At 66.2% G+C, this 16,634-nt stretch carries 17 protein-coding genes; 8 read left to right on the top strand and 9 right to left on the bottom strand.

Features of this window, described 5'->3' with window-relative positions:
• Positions 1 to 8: 8 nt before the first annotated feature.
• Complete coding sequence (locus tag ASPHE3_RS06785; protein ID WP_013600489.1) at positions 9 to 1,616, bottom strand: carboxyl transferase domain-containing protein; 1,608 nt, start codon at positions 1,614 to 1,616, stop codon at positions 9 to 11.
• A 143-nt stretch (positions 1,617 to 1,759) separates the two neighbouring features.
• Here ASPHE3_RS06785 and ASPHE3_RS06780 point away from each other — a divergent pair, with 143 nt between their 5' ends.
• Entirely contained in the window at positions 1,760 to 2,494 is a 735-nt protein-coding gene (locus tag ASPHE3_RS06780) for an SACE_7040 family transcriptional regulator (protein ID WP_013600488.1), read from the top strand.
• Positions 2,495 to 2,496: 2 nt separating this feature from the next.
• Here ASPHE3_RS06780 and ASPHE3_RS06775 read toward each other — a convergent pair whose 3' ends face one another.
• The 3 genes from ASPHE3_RS06775 to pdhA are packed head-to-tail and all read right to left on the bottom strand — an operon-like array spanning position 2,497 to position 6,085.
• Complete coding sequence (locus tag ASPHE3_RS06775) at positions 2,497 to 3,897, bottom strand: dihydrolipoamide acetyltransferase family protein (RefSeq protein ID WP_013600487.1); 1,401 nt, start codon at positions 3,895 to 3,897, stop codon at positions 2,497 to 2,499.
• An 8-nt stretch (positions 3,898 to 3,905) separates the two neighbouring features.
• Positions 3,906 to 4,916, bottom strand: a complete 1,011-nt coding sequence (locus ASPHE3_RS06770; RefSeq protein WP_013600486.1) for an alpha-ketoacid dehydrogenase subunit beta — start codon at positions 4,914 to 4,916, stop codon at positions 3,906 to 3,908.
• Positions 4,916 to 6,085, bottom strand: a complete 1,170-nt coding sequence (pdhA, locus tag ASPHE3_RS06765) for a pyruvate dehydrogenase (acetyl-transferring) E1 component subunit alpha (protein WP_013600485.1) — start codon at positions 6,083 to 6,085, stop codon at positions 4,916 to 4,918. Before pdhA ends, ASPHE3_RS06770 begins: the two co-directional genes overlap by 1 nt.
• Positions 6,086 to 6,279: 194 nt before the next feature.
• On the opposite strand from pdhA, the gene ASPHE3_RS06760 reads away from it, so the two are divergent.
• Both ASPHE3_RS06760 and ASPHE3_RS06755 read left to right on the top strand, forming a co-directional pair.
• A complete protein-coding gene (locus ASPHE3_RS06760) occupies positions 6,280 to 6,753 on the top strand; it encodes an Lrp/AsnC family transcriptional regulator (RefSeq protein WP_013600484.1) in 474 nt (157 codons plus the stop codon).
• A gap of 157 nt (positions 6,754 to 6,910) precedes the next feature.
• Positions 6,911 to 7,552 (top strand): hypothetical protein, encoded by a 642-nt coding sequence (locus ASPHE3_RS06755; RefSeq protein ID WP_041652010.1) that lies wholly within the window; start codon positions 6,911 to 6,913, stop codon positions 7,550 to 7,552.
• A 98-nt stretch (positions 7,553 to 7,650) separates the two neighbouring features.
• On the opposite strand, the gene ASPHE3_RS06750 is transcribed toward ASPHE3_RS06755, so the two are convergent.
• Together ASPHE3_RS06750 and ASPHE3_RS06745 are read right to left on the bottom strand one after the other, a co-directional pair.
• A complete protein-coding gene (locus ASPHE3_RS06750; RefSeq protein WP_013600482.1) occupies positions 7,651 to 9,267 on the bottom strand; it encodes a solute symporter family protein in 1,617 nt (538 codons plus the stop codon).
• Positions 9,264 to 9,644 carry a DUF485 domain-containing protein gene (locus ASPHE3_RS06745; protein ID WP_013600481.1) on the bottom strand — a complete coding sequence of 127 codons (381 nt, stop codon included), beginning with the start codon at positions 9,642 to 9,644 and terminating at the stop codon, positions 9,264 to 9,266. The genes ASPHE3_RS06750 and ASPHE3_RS06745 overlap by 4 nt, the downstream gene beginning before the upstream one ends.
• 181 nt (positions 9,645 to 9,825) lie before the next feature.
• Between ASPHE3_RS06745 and ASPHE3_RS06740 the strand changes: the two genes are divergently transcribed.
• The 5 genes from ASPHE3_RS06740 to ASPHE3_RS06720 all read left to right on the top strand — a co-directional run bounded on the left by ASPHE3_RS06740 (position 9,826) and on the right by ASPHE3_RS06720 (position 14,410).
• Positions 9,826 to 11,022 (top strand): sensor histidine kinase, encoded by a 1,197-nt coding sequence (locus ASPHE3_RS06740; RefSeq protein WP_013600480.1) that lies wholly within the window; start codon positions 9,826 to 9,828, stop codon positions 11,020 to 11,022.
• A 69-nt stretch (positions 11,023 to 11,091) separates the two neighbouring features.
• On the top strand, positions 11,092 to 11,808 hold the full coding sequence (locus tag ASPHE3_RS06735; RefSeq protein WP_013600479.1) for a LytR/AlgR family response regulator transcription factor: 717 nt from the start codon (positions 11,092 to 11,094) through the stop codon (positions 11,806 to 11,808).
• Positions 11,805 to 12,155, top strand: coding sequence for a DUF485 domain-containing protein (locus ASPHE3_RS06730; RefSeq protein ID WP_013600478.1), 351 nt, complete (start codon positions 11,805 to 11,807; stop codon positions 12,153 to 12,155). The genes ASPHE3_RS06735 and ASPHE3_RS06730 overlap by 4 nt, the downstream gene beginning before the upstream one ends.
• A 33-nt stretch (positions 12,156 to 12,188) precedes the next feature.
• Complete coding sequence (locus ASPHE3_RS06725) at positions 12,189 to 13,655, top strand: sodium/solute symporter (RefSeq protein WP_041652009.1); 1,467 nt, start codon at positions 12,189 to 12,191, stop codon at positions 13,653 to 13,655.
• Positions 13,656 to 13,720: 65 nt separating this feature from the next.
• Positions 13,721 to 14,410 carry a hypothetical protein gene (locus tag ASPHE3_RS06720; protein WP_013600476.1) on the top strand — a complete coding sequence of 230 codons (690 nt, stop codon included), beginning with the start codon at positions 13,721 to 13,723 and terminating at the stop codon, positions 14,408 to 14,410.
• A 4-nt stretch (positions 14,411 to 14,414) separates the two neighbouring features.
• Here the strand turns inward: ASPHE3_RS06720 and ASPHE3_RS06715 are convergent, their stop codons facing one another.
• From ASPHE3_RS06715 to frr, 3 genes are all read right to left on the bottom strand, one after another.
• Positions 14,415 to 14,999 carry a DivIVA domain-containing protein gene (locus ASPHE3_RS06715; protein ID WP_041652008.1) on the bottom strand — a complete coding sequence of 195 codons (585 nt, stop codon included), beginning with the start codon at positions 14,997 to 14,999 and terminating at the stop codon, positions 14,415 to 14,417.
• Positions 15,000 to 15,077: 78 nt separating this feature from the next.
• Positions 15,078 to 16,001: a phosphatidate cytidylyltransferase gene (locus ASPHE3_RS06710; RefSeq protein ID WP_013600474.1), complete on the bottom strand. Its 924-nt coding sequence runs from the start codon at positions 15,999 to 16,001 to the stop codon at positions 15,078 to 15,080.
• Complete coding sequence (gene frr, locus ASPHE3_RS06705) at positions 16,001 to 16,558, bottom strand: ribosome recycling factor (RefSeq protein WP_013600473.1); 558 nt, start codon at positions 16,556 to 16,558, stop codon at positions 16,001 to 16,003. The genes ASPHE3_RS06710 and frr overlap by 1 nt, the downstream gene beginning before the upstream one ends.
• Between the last annotated feature and the right edge of the window lie 76 nt (positions 16,559 to 16,634).

Genomic DNA, 16,634 nt, shown 5'->3' with positions numbered 1-16,634 from the left:
GGGCGGGCTCACATCCTGAAGAGGCCGAAGGAGGTTTCGGGCAGCGGTGTGCGGGACACCACATCGAGCGCCAGGCCCAGGACTATCCGGGTGTCGGCGGGGTCGATCACGCCGTCATCCCACAGTCTCGCCGTGGAGTAGTACGGGCTGCCCTGGTCCTCGTACTGCCGGCGGATGGGCGCTTTGAAGGCCTCCTCATCCTCGGCGGACCATTCCTGGCCCGCCGCCTCGAACTGGTCCCGCTTCACAGTGGCCAGGACGCTGGAGGCCTGGTTGCCGCCCATGACGGAGATCCGGGACGCCGGCCACATCCACAGGAACCGGGGCGAGTAGGCGCGCCCGCACATGGAGTAGTTGCCGGCGCCGAAGGAGCCGCCGATGACCACGGTCAGCTTGGGCACCCTGGCGGTGGCGACGGCGGTGACCATCTTGGCGCCGTTCTTGGCGATGCCGCCCTGCTCCGAATCCTTTCCCACCATGAACCCGGAGATGTTCTGCAGAAAGATCAGTGGAATGCCGCGCTGGTCGCAGAGTTCGATGAAGTGGGCGCCCTTGAGGGACGACTCGCTGAACAGCACGCCGTTGTTGGCCACGATGCCCACCGGATGGCCGTACAGCCGGGCGAAGCCGGTGACCAGGGTGGTGCCGTACTCCTTCTTGAATTCGTGGAACCTGCTGCCGTCCACCAGCCGGGCGATGACCTCGTGGACGTCGTAGGGGGCGTTGACGTCTGTGGGCACGGCACCGTAGAGCCCCTCGGAATCTGCGGCGGGTTCGACGGCGGCACTCACCTCCCACGCGGGCGGCGCCGGCGGCGGGAGGGTGGAGACGATGTCACGGATGATCTGCAGGGCGTGTTCGTCATTTTCGGCAAGGTGATCCGTGACGCCCGAAATCCTTGAGTGCACCTCGCCCCCGCCGAGCTCCTCGGGAGTGACGATTTCGCCGATTGCCGCCTTGACCAGCGGCGGGCCGCCCAAAAAGATGGTGCCCTGGTTCCGGACGATGACTGTTTCATCGCTCATGGCGGGGACATAGGCGCCGCCGGCGGTGCAGGAACCCATGACTGAGGCGATCTGCGGGATCTTGGCCGCGGACAGCCGGGCCTGGTTGTAGAAGATGCGGCCGAAGTGCTCCTTGTCCGGAAAGACCTCGTCCTGCTTGGGCAGGAAGGCTCCTCCCGAGTCCACCAGGTAGATGCAGGGCAGCCGGTTCTCCAGGGCGATCTCCTGGGCCCGCAGGTGCTTCTTCACGGTCAGCGGATAGTAGGTGCCGCCCTTGACCGTGGCGTCATTGGAGATGACCAGCACGTGGCGCCCATGGACCAGCCCGATGCCCGCGATGACGCCCGCACCGGGGGCCTCGTTGTTGTACATCCCGTTCGCGGCCAACGGGGCGATTTCGAGGAAGGGGCTGCCGTCATCGAGCAGCTGGTCGATGCGCTCGCGGGGCAGGAGCTTTCCCCGGGCCACGTGGCGTTGCCTGGATTTCTCCGGGCCGCCCAAGGCGGCGTCCGCAAGCCGTTTCCGCAGGTCCGCCACCAGCTGCAGCTGTGCTTCGCGGTTTTCCACGAAGGCCCCGTTCGAGGGATCGAGCCGGCTGGCAATGGTCTCCATCGACGCATCCTGTTCATGGTTGGACCGGCCGGCAAAGCCAACTCGGTTAGTCTTGAGTAACTGAAAATCAGGTTAGTCCCGATTAACTGTGATGTCCAACACAGTAGGTCGCTTGCTAGACTCGCCGGGTCCGAGGAGGAATTGTGCCAAGCACCGACGCAGCGCCTGCCGGCAGTTCGACACCGGCCGGTAACCCGACAACCGCAGGTAATCCGACAAGCTCAGGTAATCCAACAAGCTCAGTTAGTCCGACAACCGCAGTTAGTCCAACCCAGCGCAGCAGGGCGAAGGAGAGCCGCCGCCAGGCCCTGCTCGCGGCTGCGGCTTCACTGTTTGCCCTGCACGGCTTCAACCGGGTTTCGCTGGAGGACCTCGGAGCTGCGGCGGGGGTCAGCGGCCCGGCCGTGTACCGCCACTTTCCCGGCAAGCAGGCCGTCCTCGCAGACTTGCTGGTGACCGTGAGCCAGGAGCTGCTGGACGGCGGGCGCCGGGTGGTGTCCGAAAATCCGGATCCCCTGGCCGCCCTTCAGCGCCTGGTGCAGTTCCAGGTGGACTTTGCGTTGGGCAAACCGGATGTCATCCGTGTCCAGGACAGGGATTTCAGCAGCCTCTCGGACCAGGACCAGGCCGCCGTCCGGGCACTGCAGCGGAGCTACGTCGAGGTCTGGGTGGACGTCCTGGCCAGGCTCCACCCGGGGACAGACAGTTCCGAGCTGCGCATGCGGGCGCACGCCACGTTCGGGCTTATCAACTCCACCCCCCATTCGGTCCGCAGCCACGGCCGGAAGATTGCGACCGGAACTGCCCGGCCCCTGCTCGAGGGCATGGCGCTTGCGGCCCTGCTGGCCGGCACGCCGCAACCGTCCCCCCACCCCTGAGTTCACACCATGGTCAGCACCATGCCCGGATCGGCCAGGATGGCGCCCACATCGGCCAGGAAGCGTGAGGCCTGTTCGCCGTCCACCAGCCGGTGGTCAAAGGAGAGGCTGAGCGTCATGACCTGGCGCAGCGCCACTTTCCCGCGGTATTCCCAGGGCATCTTCCGCACCGCGCCGAGGGCCAGGATGGCAGCTTCGCCGGGATTCAGGATGGGGGTACCGGCGTCGATCCCAAAGACACCGATGTTGGTGATCGATATGGTGCCTCCGGCCAGGTCGGCGGGCGGAGTCTTGCCCGCACGCGCCGTCTCCGCGAGCGCGGTCAGCGCTTCCCCCAGCTGGGCCAGCGACATGGCGTCCGCGTCCTTGATGTTGGGTACCATGAGTCCGCGCGGGGTGGCTGCCGCTATCCCGAGGTTCACGTAGTTGAAGGTGACGATCTCCTGGTGTTCCTCATCCCACCGGGAGTTGAGCGCGGGGCTGCGCCTGAGGGCGATGAGCACTGCTTTTGCCGCCAGGGTCAGCGGGGTGAGCTTGATGCCTGCGAAAGCCCTGCTGTCGCGCAGCCCGGTGAGCAGGTCCATGGCGGGGGTGACGTCGACGGTGAGGAATTCCGTGGCGTGCGGGGCTGTGAAGGCGCTTTGCACCATGGCCGCGGCCGTGAACTTGCGGACACCCTTGATGGGGGTCCTGGTCTCCCGCCCGCCCGGCTCAGCCTGGATACCCGCCGCAACGGTTGCTGGCTGCCCGGCGCCGGCGGACTGGGCTTCCATGAATTGCTGCAGGTCCTCACGGGTAATCAATCCCTGCGGTCCGGTTCCGGCCACGTCTGCCAGGTCCACGCCCATGTCCTTGGCGAGCTTCCGCACCGGTGGTGTCGAGCGGGGGCGCTCGGCTGCAGGCTCGTCGGGCTCGGCTTCAGCACTGGCGGCTTCCTCGGGCTTGGCTTCGACGGGCTCCACAAGCGTGAAGTTCCGTGGACGCCGGGCCGGCCGGCCGCTGCTTTCGACGACGGCGCCATAGCCAACGAGGTTCGGTTGCCGTTTCGCGGTCGCACCAGAGCCCTCAGCAGCTTCGCCCGCCGCCTCCCCCGCAGTATCGCCTGCCTCTTTCGCCGGCCCTGCGGCAGGGCCACCAGCCTCCGAAGGTGCCTGCCCGGCGTCGTCCGCTACCTCGAACGAGACGATTGGCTTGCCCACCTCCACGATGGTGCCCGGCTGTTCGTGGAGTTCCTTGATCACGCCTGCGAACGGGGAAGGAAGCTCAACAACAGCTTTCGCTGTTTCCACCTCCGCTATCACCTGGTTGAGGCTGACAGTATCGCCCACCCCGACTTTCCAGCTGAGGATCTCCGATTCGGTGAGGCCCTCGCCCAGGTCCGGCAGCCGGAATTCCTTGATCATGGTCCCGCTCATCCTTCCAACCCGCTGAGGGAGTTCGGCCGGCCCAGGGCGCGGTCCACGCCGTCAAGGATCCGGTCCAGGCCCGGCAGATGGTGCATTTCGAGCTTTGAGTATGGGTAGGGGATGTCGAATCCGGTGACCCGGACCGGGGCCGCCTCCAGGTAGTAGAAGCAGCGCTCGGTAATGCTGGCCGCCACTTCTGCCCCGAGGCCGCCCGACTGCCCGGCCTCGTGGGTGATCACAAGGCGGCCGGTCTTCCGGACGGAGGCAACAACGGCGTCGTAGTCCACCGGCGCCAGCGAGCGCAGGTCGATGACCTCGATGGAAATCCCTTCGTCACTGGCAGCCGCCGCGGCATCCTGGGCCGTCCTCACCAGCGGTCCGTAGGCCACCAGGGTTACGTCCGTCCCTTTAGTGAGGACGCGCGCCCGGTCCATGGGCAGGGCGGCGTTGGGGTCCAGGGCTTCGTCCACTTCCCCTTTGTCGTGGTAGCGGCGCTTCGGCTCGAAATAGAGCACGGGATCGTCGCAGGAGATCGCCTGCTGGATGACGGTCCAGGCGTCCTGGGGATTGGCGACGGTGACCACCCGTAGGCCCGAGGTGTGCGTGAAGTAGGCTTCCGGCGATTCCGAGTGGTGCTCGGGTGAGCCGATCCCGCCACCGAACGGAACCCTGATGGTAATGGGCATTTTGACCGCCCCGCGGGTGCGGTAGTGGATCTTGGCCACCTGGCTGACGATCTGGTCGAAGGCCGGGTAGATGAACCCGTCGAACTGGATCTCCACCACGGGGCGGTAGCCGCGGTAGGCGAGGCCGACGGCGGTGCCCACGATGGCTGATTCCGCGAGGGGCGTGTCCACCACGCGGTGCTTTCCAAAGTCCTTCTGCAAGCCATCGGTCACGCGGAACACACCGCCCAGCGTGCCGATGTCCTCGCCCAGGAGGACCACCTTCGGGTCATTTTCCAGGGACTTCCGCAGGCCCGCGTTGATTGCACGGGCAAAGGTCATCTGGGTCATCAGCGTGCACCTTCTTCTGAAACGGCCCCTGCGGGATCACCAAAGGAGGCCAGGTAACGGGCGTAATGCTCCTGCTGCCGGTCAAGCCAGGAGTTGGGCGTGCTGTAGACGTGCCGGAAGACGTCCAGCGGCTCCGGGTCCGGCATGGTGGTGCAGCCCTTCCGCATCTCGCGGGCAACGGCGTCGGCCTTGTCCTTCACCTGCTCCTGCAGCCCGTCAGTCAACAGGCCCTTCCGCTCCAGCAGCGCGGCGATCCGGCTGATCGGGTCCTTGGCTGCCCAATCCTCAAGTTCATTGGCGTCGCGGTAGCGGGTGGGGTCATCCGCGGTGGTGTGCGGCCCCATCCGGTAGCTGACGGCCTCGATAAAGGTGGGGCCGCCGCCGCGGCGGGCACGGTCCAGGGCCACCCGGGTAGCCGCCATGACGGCCAGGACGTCGTTGCCGTCCACCCGCATGCTGGGGATGCCGAAGCCCGTGGCGCGGTCTGCCAGGTGGATGTGCGACTGGAGCCGCACGGGCTCGGAAATGGCCCAGTGGTTGTTGGTGCAGAAGAACACCACAGGCACCTGGAAGCTGGCAGCGAAAACCATCGCTTCGTTGACGTCGCCTTCGCTGGTGGCGCCGTCACCGAAGTAGGTCACGGCTACTGAGTCCGCACCGTCGTTCTGGATACCCATGGCGTAACCGGTGGCGTGCAGCGTCTGGGCCCCGATGATGATCTGCGGCGTTGCCATGTTGATGGTGTAGGGATCCCAGCCGGAGGAAGCGTTGCCGCGCCACACCCGGACGATGTCCGTCAGGTCCACGCCCCGGCAGTAGGCAACCCCGTTCTCGCGGTAGCTGGAGAAGACGAAGTCATCGGCACGCAGCGCCCGGCCGGAGCCCACCTGCGCGGCCTCCTGCCCAAGGAGCGGCGGCCAAAGCGCCAGTTCCCCCTGCCTCTGCAGGGCAGTCGCTTCTACGTCGATGCGCCGGATGACCGTCATGTCCTCAAAGAGGGAACACAACTGTTCGTCGGTGATATCCCTGACCCAGTAGTCGAACTCCGGGTGGCTGATCCGTTCCCCGGAAGGAGTCACCAGTTGGACGAGGTCCCGCCCTTGCCCCTGGGGGCGCCGGGCACTCTCAGGGGCACCTGTTCCGCCCTGGCCCGTTTTGTCTGTAGACACGTTAGCCCGCAACCTTCTCACGTCGTTGACCGGCGGTTTTAGGACTTATGGTCCGCTTGTCCGCCAGCCTCCCGGGCGCCGTTGCCCCGGATATTGTGACCCTACTCACAATGCTCAAGAGGTACAACTACCGGCGCGATCACTGAGCAGAATGCTCTGCCGGGAGGCTCCGGACCGTGCTAGCGTTGCGCATTATGCAAGCCCTGGATGGCACCGACACCCGCCTGCTCTCAGCCCTGGCCCAGGATCCCCGGAAAACGGTGGTGGCCCTGGCCCAGAAGCTGGGCCTGTCCCGCAACACGGTGCAGGCCCGGATGGCGCAGCTGGAGAAGAAACACGTCTTCCTGTCCTTCGAACGGCGGATCAATCCGGCCGCACTGGGCTACCCCTTAATGGCGTTCATTTCCGTCCACGCCCAGCAGCAACGGCTCAACCAGCTGGCCCAGGAGCTGGCGGGCATCCCCGAGATCCTGGAGGGTTACGGTTTGACCGGCCCGGCCGACCTGCTGCTGCGTGTGGTGGCGCTGGATGCCGAGGACCTGTTCCGCATCAACGGAAAGATCCTGGCCTGCCAGGGCGTGGAGCGGACGGATACGGCGCTGGCCATGGGCGAGCTGATCCCCTTCCGCGTGCAGCCCCTGCTGGAGCGGGGTTCAGTGCGCGGCTAGCTGCAGCCTGCCGCCACGGGAAGGAACGACGACGGCCGGCGGCTGGAGTACGGCGGCGCCGCCCCGGGTTATAGGCTTGGTGCCAGTTACCAGGGGGCAAGCAGAGACCCCCGCAACCGCGCGGTGCCACGCACCACTTCTCCGGAAAGGCTCCACCTTGAGCAGTCCCCAGGAACCGTACCAGCCCGGCCACTCCGGCCCCGGGCCGCAGGAGCTGCCCCAGCAGCAGGTGCCGCCGCACCCCCAGCAGCCGCCGGCGGACAGCCTGGGACAATCCGGATACGCCGGACAACCCGGGCACAGTGGACAACCCATGCACGGCGCCGGCCCCGGTTCTTCCCCCTTCGGGCTTCCGGGCCACCCTCCCGCGAAAAGCCGGCGGAAGATGTGGATCATCCTGGCGAGCGTCGGCGGTGTCCTGCTGCTGGTGGTCCTCGGCATCGTGATCCTTGTCAACGTGGTGGGCAGCGCCACCAACCAGGCGCGCGGCCTGGCTGACGGTTTCACCAAACTGGTGATCGCCGGCGAAACTTCCAAGGCCTACGACGAATACCTTGACCCCGCCCTTCAGGAGCAGCTGTCCAAGGAAGCCTTTATTTCCGGCGTCGAAAGCCTTGAAATGGACGGCAGCTGCAAGCCCGCCTACAACGAACTCACGGTGGATACTGAGAACGGCATCAAAGCCGCCGATATCGCCGGACTCATCACCTGCGATGGCAAAGAGGTGGATCTTGCCTACCGCTTCGAAGGCACTGATGAGCTCAAGATGACCAACATCAAGCTGCGGCCGGCCGCCTAACGTCACTGCCGCCCAACGGAAAGGGCCTCCGTGCCGGGAAATCTTTCCCGGCACGGAGGCCCTTTCTCATGAAGTGCTGCCTATGGTCGTCCCACCGGTCAGTGGTCGACGGCCTTTTCGGCGCCCACCCCGGTGAGGGAACGGACTTCCATTTCGGCCTGCTTTGCGGTGTCTTCCCGCTTCTTGTCGAGCGTGGTTCCGAGCCAGCCCAGGAAGAAGGCCAGCGGGATGGACACGATGCCCGGGTTGCTCAGCGGGAAGAGCGCGAAGTTGGCGTCCTTGATCATTGAGGTTGCCCCGCCGGAAACCACCGGCGAGAAGATGATCAGGATGATCGCAGAGCCGAGGCCGCCGTACATGCTCCAGACTGCGCCCTGGGTGGTGAACTTCCGCCAGAACAGGGAGTAGACGATGGTGGGCAGGTTGGCGGAGGCGGCGACGGCGAACGCCAGGGCCACGAGGAACGCCACGTTCTGCCCGTTCGCGAGGATGCCGCCCAGGATTGCCAGGACGCCGATGACCACCACGGTGCGCCGGGCCACCTTGACTTCAGTATCGGCGTCGGCCTTGCCCTTGGAGATGACGCTGGCGTAGATGTCGTGGGCGAAGGACGCGGCCGCCGTGATGGTCAGGCCGGCCACGACGGCGAGGATGGTGGCGAACGCCACCGCCGAGATGAAGCCGAGCAGCAGCGGACCGCCGAGGTAGAAGGCCAGCAGCGGGGCGGCGGAGTTCACGCCACCCGGGGCGGTCTTGATGGTTTCAGCGCCAACCAGTGCGGCTGCGCCGTAGCCGAGGACCAGTGTGAAGAGGTAGAACAGGCCGATCAGCCAGATGGACCACACAACCGACTTGCGTGCTTCCTTGGCGGTGGGGACCGTGTAGAAGCGCATCAGGACGTGCGGCAGCGCTGCAGTGCCCAGCACCAGGGCGAGGCCCAGGGACATGAAGTCCAGCTTTGACGTTTCGGTCTTGCCGTACTGCAGGCCGGGGTTCAGGACGGCCGGGTTGTTGGCCGTCTCCACTGCGGCGCCCAGGAGGCTGGACAGGTTGAAGCCGTAGATTGCCAGGACCCACAGGGTCATGACTGCTGCGCCGGCAATGAGCAGGATGGCCTTGATGATCTGGACCCAGGTGGTGCCCTTCATGCCGCCGATCAGGACGTACATGATCATCAGGGCGCCGACGACGATGATCACCAGGGCCTGTCCGCCCCAGTCGCTGATGCCCAGCAGCAGGGAAATCAGGCTGCCGGCGCCTGCCATCTGGGCCAGGAGGTAGAAGAAGCAGACGGCGAGGGTGGAGATGGCTGCGGCGATGCGGACCGGCCGCTGCTTCAGCCGGAAGGACAGGACATCTGCCATGGTGAACTTGCCCGTGTTGCGAAGGAGCTCTGCAACGAGAAGCAGCGCCACGAGCCATGCCACCAGGAAGCCGATGGAGTACATGAAGCCGTCGTAGCCGTTGATGGCGATGGCGCCGGTGATGCCCAGGAAGGAGGCCGCTGAGAGATAGTCGCCGGCGATGGCGGTTCCGTTCTGGGAGCCCGTGAAGGAGCGGCCGGCGGCGTAGTAGTCAGCCGCGGTCTTGTTGTTCCGGCTGGCGCGGAACACGATCACCATGGTGACGGCCACGAAGATGCCGAAGATCCCCATATTGAGCAGCGTGGTGTCCTTGAGGGCGGCCACGTCCACCGCTGTGGCGATGCCGATCATTTGTTTGCTCCGCTCACTCGGTTGCCGTGCTTATCAAATTCGTGCCCTTCGATTTCGTTGCGGATTTCAGCCGCGATGGGGTCCAGGCGCTTGTTGGAGTAGTGGACGTACCAGCCCGTGATGGCGAACGTTGACACGAACTGGAGCAGGCCAAGGATCAGGCCGATATTGATGTTGCCCCAGACCTTGGTGGACATGAAGCCCACGGCATAGTCGGCGAGCAGGACATATGCGAAGTACCACAGCAGGAATGCTGCTGCCATGGGAAAGACAAAGCTGCGGTGACGCCTGCGCAGTTCCTTGAACTGCTCCGTCGACTGGACCTGCTCGAAGTCCACGGACGCCGCTGCGTCCGGAGTGTGGGCATCCTTACCCATCGTTCCTCCTCATTGAGACTGCCTGGACACACCCCGGCGCGGGACCCAGGACAGGGATACCAGAAATGTGACTGCAATCACTCTGCTGGCTGCCGGGCCCCACATTCCAGCCCCTGCCGCCCGCCGGTCGCTCAACGGCGGGGATGCTGCGACAAACGGCGCCTCGGCTACGCTGGGCATCATGCCGGATTCCCCCCTCCTGACCGCCGCCGCCGTGGCCGTCATCGCCATGGCCATTGCCGTTGTCGCGGGCGTGGGGCTCAAAGTACTCCGGTCCTTCCGGGACCTTGGCACCGACGCCGAGCGCGCCACCTATCACACCCTCCATGCGGCTTCCCTGGCAGGCCAGCACCTCCGCCGCGGCCTCAACCCAGCGGGCGCGGCCAAAGCGGGACGCCAGCTGCGCGCCCTGCTGGGCTGTGAGGCGCTGGCGATCATGGACACCTCCGGGGTGCTGGCGTGGGACGGCGGGGGTGAGGAACTGAAGCCGCGCATGATGGACCTTGCTGCCGGCGTCCTGGCCAGCGGCCGCACGGCTGTCCTTCCCGCCGGGGACGCCGGCGCCGCCACGGAGGCCACCGGTGGCGCTCTGGCAGCCGTCATCGCACCGGTCCGGGCCGGCACCCGTGTTGTGGGCGCCGTCGCTGCTTTTGCACCCACTGCCGGCGCGGGACTTGTCCGTGCCACAAGCGAAGTGGCGGACTGGGTGGCCGTGCAGGTGGAACTCGCCGAACTGGACGCGTCACGGACCCTGCTGATGGAGGCGGAAGTCCGGGCCCTGCGCGCCCAGATCAGCCCGCACTTCATCTACAACTCCCTGAACGCCATCGCATCCTTCATCAACACGGATCCCGCCCGGGCGCGGGAGCTGGTGGTGGAGTTCGCCGATTTCACCCGCTATTCCTTCCGCCGGCACGGGGACTTCACCACGCTCGCCGAGGAGCTTCGCTGCATTGACCGCTACCTGCTCCTGGAACGGGCCCGCTTCGGTGAACGGGTGCAGGTCAGCCTGCGCGTGGCTCCTGAAGTCCTCAGCACGGTGATTCCGTTCCTGAGCCTGCAGCCGCTGGTGGAAAACGCGGTCCGGCACGGCCTCGAGGCAAAGGAAGGTCCGGGCCACATCAGCATTACGGCCAACGACGCCGGCGCGTTCGCGGAGGTGACCATCGAGGACGACGGCGTGGGCATGGACCCGGCGCAGCTCCAGTCGATGCTGGCCGGCCATACGGACGGCGAGCACGTGGGCCTGCGGAACGTCGATGCCCGCCTCCGGCAGGTCTACGGCAACGACCACGGCCTGATCATCGAAACGGCGCCCGGCGAAGGAACCCTGATCACCATGCGCGTGCCCAAGTCCCAGCCGGGCCACGATGCCTAGGAGATTCCGGTTTCCGGCCCAGGCTGACCGCGGCACCGGCCGCCCGCCGCGGAAAGCTACCCTAGGAGGATGATTAACGTCCTCGTCGTTGATGATGAGCTGCCTGCCGTGGAGGAACTGGCTTTCCTGCTGGGCCGGGACGAACGCGTGGGGAAAGTGCTGCGCGCAACGTCCGGCAGCGAAGCCCTCCAGGCCCTGGCCTCCGCCCCGGTGGATGCCGTCTTCCTGGACATCCACATGCCGGCGGTCTCCGGCCTGGACATCGCCCGTGCCATCGCCGGGAACAGCCGCCCGCCCGCCGTCGTGTTCGTAACCGCGGACGAGGACCATGCGCTGGACGCCTTCGAACTCGCCGCCGTCGACTACCTCCTCAAGCCGGTACGCGCCGAACGCCTGGCCCGCTGCGTGGGCCGCATCAGCGAACTGCGCGACGGCGGCGCGGCGCCTGAGATGATCACCGTGGACCAGGGCGGGACCACCAAAATGATCAGGCGCGACGACGTGACGTACGTCCAGGCGCAAGGCGACTACGCACGGCTCCACACCGCCGAGGCCAGCTACCTGATCAGGGTTCCGCTGGCTGACCTGGAGCAGCAATGGGCTGAGGCGGGATTCATCCGGACGCACCGCTCGTACCTGGTGGCGCTGAAGCACGTGACGTCGATGAAACTGGCTGCGGACGGTCCCAGCGTGACGGTGGCAGGGGCCGGGCTGCCCATCAGCAGGAGGCACCTGCCTACGGTGCGCGAGAAGCTTGAGGCCACACGCATCAGGCCCACGTCATGACCAGGGTGCGGGTTACGGCTCCGCGCACGGCCGCGCGTCCCGCCCAGGAAACCCGGGAAGCCGCGCAGGACTCGGAAGTGGGCCAGGTCTTTGTCAGGTCCCTGATCAGGTCCCAGCTGCGGCTGGCCCTGGTGGTGGCTGCGGGTTTCCTGCTGATCCTCGGCGCCTTCCCCTTGATCCTCGCCGTGGTCCCGGGCCTGGCGGAGACCCGGATGGCGGGCATCCCGTTCGCCTGGCTCCTGCTCGGCGTCGGTATCTACCCGGTCATTGGGCTGAGTGCCTGGTTGTACATCCGGACTGCGGCCCGGAACGAGGCGCGGTACCGGGACCTGGCTGGTGACCAGTGAGCAGTCACCGGTGACGGGCGCCTTGGTGCAGGCATGAATCCGGGCGTGGCAATAGCTGCCTTGGTAGTGGTGAGCGTGGCCACCGCGGTCATCGGCTTCTATGGCCTGCGGATTTCACGGACCACCGGCGATTTCTATGTGGCCTCCAGGACGGTCCGCCCGTGGTGGAACGCCTCCGCTATCGGCGGTGAATACCTTTCGGCTGCCAGCTTCCTGGGCGTTGCCGGCCTGATCCTGCTGTCCGGAACGGACGCACTGTGGTTTCCGGTGGGCTATACGGCCGGGTACCTGATGCTGCTGCTCTTCGTGGCAGCCCCGCTGCGGCGGTCCGGCGCCTACACCATTCCCGATTTCACCGAAGCCCGGCTGGACTCGCTGGCGGTGCGGAGGGTGACCAGCCTGGTGGTGGTGCTGGTGGGCTGGCTGTACATCGTGCCCCAGCTTCATGGCGCGGCCCTGACCATCCGCATCACCACGGGACTGCCGTCCTGGGTGGGCTCCGTGGCAGTGGTGATCGTGGTCTGCCTGACCGTGGTGGCGGGCGGCATGCGTTCCATCACGTTTGTCCAGGCATTCCAATACTGGCTCAAACTCACGGCACTCGCCGTGCCTATCCTCTTCATCATTTTTGTACTCGCGGGCAGCGGTGCGCCTGCGCTGGCCGCACCTGCGGTCAACCCCACCGGCGCTCCCCCGGCCGGGCTCTACCAGAACATGTCGCTGCTGGTGGCCCTGCTGTTCGGAACGCTGGGTCTGCCGCATGTGCTGGTCCGCTTCTACACCAACCCTGACGGCCAGTCCGCCCGCCGCACCACACTGATCGTCCTTGGCCTGCTGTCCGTCTTCTACCTCTTCCCCACGGCCTACGGGCTGGTGGGGCGGATGTTCGCTCCCGGGCTGGCCCGGGCCGGGCAGGCGGACGCCATGGTCCTCCTGCTTCCGGGCCAACTGGTGGGCGGGACGGCAGGCGACCTGCTGTCGGCCCTGGTGGTGGCGGGCGCTTTCGCAGCCTTTCTGTCCACCACCTCTGGGCTGGTGGTTTCCCTGGCCGGGGTCATCAGCCAGGACGTGCTGGGCGGCGGCGTGGGCGGCTTCAGGCTCGCAGCGGTTGTTTCCGCCGTCGTTCCCCTGGGCTTTGCGTTCATGACGGATTCCTTCGCCCTCGCCGGAAGCGTGGGGCTGGTTTTCGCCTTCACCGCATCCACCGTCTGCCCGGTGCTGCTGCTGGGCATCTGGTGGCGGGGCCTCACGGACGCCGGCGCCATCGCCGGGATGGTCACCGGCGCACTGCTCTGCGGCGGTGCGATGATTGTTGGGGCGCTGGCCGGGGCCGCCAGTACGCCCGGCTGGCTGGCACAGCCGGCGGCCTGGACAGTCCCGGCCGCCTTTGCCGTCATGGTCGTGGTGTCCCGCGCTACGACGCAGCGCATCCCCAGGACCATGTCCAAGGTGATGACCCGGCTCCACACGCCGGAGCGGCCGCTGGCCACCGAACGCTGAAGCTCAGCTCCAGTCCCCTGCTGTTTTTCCTCGCGTCCGTGCCGCCGATGGTGGACAATGGCGCCATGTCCACCGAGGACGGCGATGCTTCCGGTTCCCTGGAGGAACTTCCTCCGGCAGTGCGCGCCCAGCTGCTCGCCACCGAGCACTGGGGCCTGCTCGCATCCCGCAGCACCACCCAAAGCGAGGTGCTGACCAGGATCAGCATGTTCTTGACGTTCACCTCCGCCAGCGTGGTGAGCGTGGCATTGGTGGGCCAGGCCACCCGGTTCTCGGATGCCTTCGTCATGGTTGCGGTGATCGTGCTGTGCATCGACGTGGTGATGGGCCTGCTCACCCAGGTGCGCGTCTTCAACGTGGGCCAGGAGGACCTCATGTATGTGACGGCCATGAACCGCCTGCGCGCAGCCTACGTGGACCTCGACCCGGGGGTGGCACCGTACCTGATGGCCGCCCACCATGACGACGAAGCCGGTGCCGGCAGGACGTACTTCTTTTTCGGGAACCGGAACGCGCTGAGCCATGTGGCCGGCAGCAGCATGGTGTTCATGACGGCCGCCAACGCCGCCCTCATCGCCATCCTGGCCGGCCTGGTGCTCACGCTCCTCGGCGCCGGGACCGCTGCGGCGGTCATCTCGGGAGCCGTGGTTGGCCTGGTCTTCGTGGCGGCCACGGTCCTCATGGGCTACCGGGCCTATACGGAAGTGTGGCTCGGGTTCACGCCGATCTCCCCTACCCCGCCTGCCGGAGACTAACCCGTCAGTCGATGGCTGCCATCAGTTCAACCACGCGGTCCAGGAAGGCGTCCACCTGCGCTTCCTCGTACCCGTCCCGGCCCACAGCCGGGCGGAACACGGCACGGCGCACGCTGTCCACGCTCAACGGCTTGTCCTGCTCCAGGTACGCGATCAGCTCATGGCACAGCCGGTCGACGTCGGCCGTGTTGTAGCTGCGGACCTTCTTCTTAGCGGGGCGGCGGAAGCGGTCGCCGTCGGGGCGGTGCAGGCGGCCGCGGAGGATCCCGGAGAGGTTTCCGATTTCGCGCAGCCAGGCTTCTTCGCCGCGGGCTGCGATCAGTTCGTCCCGTTCCCGGCGGGCGAAGGCATCCTCGAGCCTGTCCAGTGCGGCGTCCACAACTGCGGCGGAGTACCCGCCTTTGACCGGATCGAAGGAAACAGCACGGACATCGGCGCTGCTGACGGGATGCGCCGCCGCCTCGGGTGTTTCAAGGGACACCCGCGCCCGCTGCAGGAACTGGTCCACCTGTTTGGCGTTGTAGCCATAGTCGCCGCGCTGCACGCGCTCAAAGGACGCAGGGATCTGCTGATGAATGTCCAATGCCACTTTGCTTCCTTCAGTGCTCTTCAGCCGTAGTGCTTCTGCACCAGCTTATGTATGTGCGGGTCCGGTCACGGGGTTGTGTCAGGCACCGGCCACCAGCCCGTACAGGACAAAGGCTACCGGTGAGGCAAACACGATCGAGTCAAGCCTGTCCATGACGCCGCCGTGCCCGGGGAGGATGCTGCTCATGTCCTTGATGCCGAGCTCGCGCTTGACCATGGATTCGGCGAGGTCACCGGCTGTGGAAGCGGCAACCAGGCCGACGGCCAGCACCACACCCACCCACCATGGTTTGTCCAGCACGAAAAGGCAGGCCAGGATGCCGATGAGCATGGCCCCGCCAACGGACCCGGCGAATCCTTCCCAGGATTTCTTCGGGCTGATCTTGGGCGCCATGGGGTGCTTGCCCAGGGAGGCACCCACCAGGTAGCCGAAGGTGTCATTTGAGACCACCAGCAGGAGCATCACTGCCACCTGCCAGGCGCCTTCCGGGACGCTTCCGCCCGGCCAGAGCCCCAGCGGCGTTGCACCACCGGCAGCATGCAGGGGCAGGGCGGCGAAGCTGATGAAGAACGGGACCCAGCCAAGCGTGAAGACCCCGGCGAAGATGCTGTTCGCGGAGCCGGCGGCACTTTCGATGGATCGCCACAACAGCACGGCCACCGAACTGAGCAGCATGGCGAACAGGAGGCTTTCAATGCCGCCAAAATAGGCGGCGAAGGGCATCGCCACCGTCCCGGTCATGACCGGCACGATGGGCATCCTGGTGCCGTTGGCCTCCAGTGCGCGGTAGACCTCCCACACTCCGAAAATGGCAAAGGTGGTGGTGACCGCTACGAAGGCAAGCGGAAGCAGCAGCAGTCCGCCGAGTACGGCGAAGAGCATGGCCAGACCCACCACGACGGCGGCCGGAAGGTTCCTTCCGGCCTTCGGCGTCGGGTTGCTCCTGGGCTGCTTCCCCCGTGTGCGCGCCCTTGCTGCCGGGGCCTGATCTGCCTGGCCCATCAGACTTCGAGCAGCTCTGCTTCCTTGCGCTTGAGCAGCTCGTCGATGCCGTCCACGTGGGCCTTGGTGAGGTTGTCGAGCTCCTTTTCGGCGCGGGTGCCCTCGTCCTCGCCGGCTTCGCCGTCCTTGACCAGCCTGTCCAGGGTTTCCTTGGCCTTGCGGCGGATGTTGCGGATGGAAACCTTGGCGTCCTCGCCCTTGGTCTTGACGATCTTGACGTATTCCTTACGGCGTTCCTTGGTCAGCTCCGGAATGGTGATGCGGATGACGTTGCCGTCGTTGGAGGGGTTGGCACCCACCTCGGAATCGCTGAGCGCCCGCTCGATGTCACGCAGGGCCGTCTTGTCGAAGGGCGTGATAAGGATGGTGCGCGCGTCCGGGATGGCGAATGAGGCCAGCTGCTGCAGCGGCGTGGGCGAGCCGTAGTACTCCACCAGGACCTTGTTGTACAGGCCGGGGTTGGCGCGGCCGGTGCGGACGGAAGCGAAGTCTTCCTTGGCTACCTCTACGGCCTTGTCCATCTTTTCTTCGGCTTCGAGCAAGGTTTCTTCGATCACGGTCTCTCCTGAGGGTTCTGGTGCAGTCCGGCAGGCCGGCTCCCCGCACACAAGGTGGTTCTATGTTGCTGGTCCG

This window comes from Pseudarthrobacter phenanthrenivorans Sphe3, assembly GCF_000189535.1.
In the GTDB taxonomy this organism is placed as follows: Bacteria; Actinomycetota; Actinomycetes; order Actinomycetales; family Micrococcaceae; genus Arthrobacter; species Arthrobacter phenanthrenivorans.
The sequence above is the reverse complement of the archived record's forward strand: the minus strand, read 5'-3'. Positions and strand labels throughout refer to the sequence as shown.

Excerpts from the sequence above, each read along its gene's own strand:
- ASPHE3_RS06785 (WP_013600489.1), bottom strand. The coding sequence starts at position 1,616 with ATGGAGACCATTGCCAGCCGGCTCGATCCCTCGAACGGGGCCTTCGTG.
- ASPHE3_RS06775 (WP_013600487.1), bottom strand. The coding sequence starts at position 3,897 with ATGATCAAGGAATTCCGGCTGCCGGACCTGGGCGAGGGCCTCACCGAA.
- ASPHE3_RS06770 (WP_013600486.1), bottom strand. The coding sequence starts at position 4,916 with ATGACCCAGATGACCTTTGCCCGTGCAATCAACGCGGGCCTGCGGAAG.
- ASPHE3_RS06760 (WP_013600484.1), top strand. The coding sequence starts at position 6,280 with ATGCAAGCCCTGGATGGCACCGACACCCGCCTGCTCTCAGCCCTGGCC.
- ASPHE3_RS06750 (WP_013600482.1), bottom strand. The coding sequence starts at position 9,267 with ATGATCGGCATCGCCACAGCGGTGGACGTGGCCGCCCTCAAGGACACC.
- ASPHE3_RS06745 (WP_013600481.1), bottom strand. The coding sequence starts at position 9,644 with ATGGGTAAGGATGCCCACACTCCGGACGCAGCGGCGTCCGTGGACTTC.
- ASPHE3_RS06740 (WP_013600480.1), top strand. The coding sequence starts at position 9,826 with ATGCCGGATTCCCCCCTCCTGACCGCCGCCGCCGTGGCCGTCATCGCC.
- ASPHE3_RS06735 (WP_013600479.1), top strand. The coding sequence starts at position 11,092 with ATGATTAACGTCCTCGTCGTTGATGATGAGCTGCCTGCCGTGGAGGAA.
- ASPHE3_RS06730 (WP_013600478.1), top strand. The coding sequence starts at position 11,805 with ATGACCAGGGTGCGGGTTACGGCTCCGCGCACGGCCGCGCGTCCCGCC.
- ASPHE3_RS06725 (WP_041652009.1), top strand. The coding sequence starts at position 12,189 with ATGAATCCGGGCGTGGCAATAGCTGCCTTGGTAGTGGTGAGCGTGGCC.
- ASPHE3_RS06720 (WP_013600476.1), top strand. The coding sequence starts at position 13,721 with ATGTCCACCGAGGACGGCGATGCTTCCGGTTCCCTGGAGGAACTTCCT.
- ASPHE3_RS06710 (WP_013600474.1), bottom strand. The coding sequence starts at position 16,001 with ATGGGCCAGGCAGATCAGGCCCCGGCAGCAAGGGCGCGCACACGGGGG.